At 70.6% G+C, this 2,903-nt stretch carries 3 protein-coding genes; all 3 read right to left on the reverse strand.

Annotation, left to right across the window (positions count from 1 at the left end):
• Window positions 1-46 precede the first annotated feature (46 nt).
• Genes pstB through pstC form a run of 3 tightly spaced genes read right to left on the reverse strand, consistent with a single transcriptional unit; the run spans window position 47 to window position 2,832 of the window.
• On the reverse strand, window positions 47-826 hold the full coding sequence (gene pstB / locus ACFWEK_RS20470; protein WP_429733765.1) for a phosphate ABC transporter ATP-binding protein PstB: 780 nt from the start codon (window positions 824-826) through the stop codon (window positions 47-49).
• Between the two features lie 45 nt (window positions 827-871).
• Window positions 872-1,840: a phosphate ABC transporter permease PstA gene (pstA, locus tag ACFWEK_RS20475; protein WP_430555231.1), complete on the reverse strand. Its 969-nt coding sequence runs from the start codon at window positions 1,838-1,840 to the stop codon at window positions 872-874.
• Entirely contained in the window at window positions 1,840-2,832 is a 993-nt protein-coding gene (gene pstC, locus ACFWEK_RS20480) for a phosphate ABC transporter permease subunit PstC (RefSeq protein WP_430555232.1), read from the reverse strand. The genes pstA and pstC overlap by 1 nt, the downstream gene beginning before the upstream one ends.
• Between the last annotated feature and the right edge of the window lie 71 nt (window positions 2,833-2,903).

Consider the following 2,903-nt stretch of genomic DNA (forward strand, 5'->3'; position numbering starts at 1 on the left):
CAGCTGCTGCGGCCCGCCCCTTCGGCCGTCCCGGGTCAGCGCCCGGTCACCCGAAGCGGCCGGAGACGTAGTCCTCGGTGGCCTGCTCGGACGGGGTGGAGAAGATCGTCGACGTCTCGTTCATCTCGATGAGGCGACCGGGCTTGCCCGTGCCGGCGATGTTGAAGAACGCCGTCCGGTCGCTGACGCGCGCCGCCTGCTGCATGTTGTGCGTGACGATGACGATCGTGTAGTCCTGCTTCAGCTCGCCGATGAGGTCCTCGATCGCGAGGGTCGAGATCGGGTCGAGGGCCGAGCACGGCTCGTCCATGAGCAGCACCTGCGGCTTCACCGCGATGGCGCGCGCGATGCACAGGCGCTGCTGCTGCCCGCCCGACAGGCCGGACCCCGGCCGGTCGAGACGGTCCTTGACCTCGTTCCACAGGTTCGCGCCGCGCAGCGAGCCCTCGACCAGCTCCTCCGCGTCGGCCTTGCTGATGCGGCGGTTGTTCAGCCGCACGCCGGCGAGCACGTTGTCGCGGATCGACATGGTCGGGAACGGGTTGGGCCGCTGGAAGACCATCCCCACGTTGCGGCGCACGGCCACCGGGTCGATGTCGTCGCCGTACAGGTCGACGCCCTCCATCTCCACGGTGCCCTCCACGCGGGCCCCCGGGATCACCTCGTGCATCCGGTTGAGCGTGCGCAGGAAGGTCGACTTCCCGCACCCGGACGGGCCGATGAACGCCGTCACCGACTTGGGGTCGATCGTCATCGACACGTCCTGCACGGCGAGGAAGTCGCCGTAGTAGATGTTGAGGTCCTTCACGTCGATGCGCTGTGCCATCGTGTCGTCTCTTTCTGGTGGGCTGCGGCGGGCGGCGGCTGCGGGTCAGCGCAGCTTCGGGGAGAACCAGCGGTTCACCAGCCGGCCGACGAGGTTGAGGGCGAGCACCAGGACGATGAGCACGAGCGCCGCGCCCCACGCGTTCTGGATCGCGATGTCCGCCACGCAGGAGGCGGACTCGCCGGCCGGGCAGGTGGCCAGGCCCTGGCTGTACTGGCGGTAGGCGAACACCGGGAGCGTCATCATGCGGCCCTCGAAGGGGTCGAAGTTGATCGAGTCGGTGACGCCGACGGTCACGAGCAGGGGCGCCGTCTCGCCGATGACGCGGGCGACGGCGAGCAGGATGCCCGTCGTCAGGCCCGCGACGGACGTGCGGAGCACGACCTTGACGATCGTCAGCCACTTGGGCACACCCAGCGCGTACGACGCCTCGCGCAGCTCGTTCGGGACGAGCTTGAGCATCTCCTCGCAGGAGCGGACGACCACGGGGATCATCAGCACGGAGAGCGCGACGGCGCCGATGACGCCCATCCGCACGCCCGGCCCCAGGATCAGGGTGAACAGCGAGACCGCGAACAGGCCCGCCACGATCGACGGGATGCCCGTCATGACGTCGATGAAGAAGGTCACCGAGCGGGCCAGCGCGCCCTTGCCGTACTCCACGAGGTAGATCGCGGTGAGCAGGCCGATCGGCACCGAGATCACCGTGGCCAGGGCCGTGATGATCAGCGTGCCCGCGATGGCGTGGTAGATGCCGCCGCTCGGGTCGCCGCCGAAGATGTTGCGCATCGACAGCGTGAGGAAATCCATGCTGATGCGGCCGGCGCCGTTGCTGAGCACCGTCCAGACCAGGGAGACGAGCGGTGCCATGGCCACGACGAACGCGGCCCAGACCAGCACCGTCATCGTGCGGTCCTTGCGGCGCCGGGCGCCGTCGGCGCCGGTCAGCGCCGCGCGCGTGCGGGCGTTGGCGTCGGTGGGGCCGGCGGGGTCCGAGAGGGTGGTCGTGCTCATCAGTTGGCCCCCGAGAAGTCCTTGCGGCGCGCCACGATCGCGCGCGCGGCCATGTTGACGGCCAGCGTGATGACGAACAGCACGAGGCCCGTGGCGATCAGCGTGTTCACCGCGAGCCCGCTCGCCTCCGGGAAGTCGAGCGCGATGTACGCGGCGATGGTCTGCTGCTGCGCGCTGTCGAGGATCTTGAACGAGTACAGGAACCCGGGCGACAGGATCATCAGCACGGCCATCGTCTCGCCGAGCGCCCGGCCCAGGCCGAGCATGGCCGCGGAGATGACGCCGGACCGGCCGAAGGGCAGCACCGCGGTGCGGACCATCTCCCAGCGGGTCGCGCCGAGCGCGAGCGCCGCCTCCTCGTGAAGCTTCGGCGTCTGCAGGAAGACCTCGCGGGCGACGGCGGTGATGATCGGCAGGATCATCACGGCGAGCACCACCGCGACCGTGGCGAGCACGCGGGACGTAGGCGAGACGGGCCCGGCGAAGAGCGGGAACCACCCGAACCAGGAGCTGAGCCACTCCCACACCGGCAGCGCGGCCGGGCCGAGCACGTAGATGCCCCAGAGGCCGTAGATGACGGACGGGACGGCCGCCAGCAGGTCCACCAGGTAGCCGAGCAGCTGGGACAGCCGCCGCGGCGCGTAGTGCGAGATGAACAGGGCGATCCCCATCGCGACCGGCGTCGCGATCGCGAGGGCCAGCGCCGCCGCGAGCAGCGTGCCGAACACGAGCGGTCCGACGTACTCGAGCAGCAACGTGTCCTCGGGGTAGCGCGGCACCGAGGCCGCCAGCTCGTCCGACCCGGCGGTCAGTGCCGGCCACGCCTGCTGCAGCAGGAACACCGCGACGGCGGCGAGCACCGCGAGGATCAGGACGCCGGCGCCGACGGCGATCCAGCGGAAGGCCCGGTTGAAGCCGCGGTCGGTCGTCCGCCGGCGTCGGCGCGGTCTGCCCGGCACCCGCTGCGGGGTCGGGCTGACGGTGGTGGTCACTCGCACTCCTCGTTCTGCCGCTGCTCGTTGAGCCTGTCGGGACCGCCGGTCGAGCCCGTCGGGACCACGGG

This window comes from Isoptericola sp. NPDC060257, from assembly GCF_042726645.1.
Lineage (GTDB): Bacteria > Actinomycetota > Actinomycetes > Actinomycetales > Cellulomonadaceae > Isoptericola > Isoptericola nanjingensis.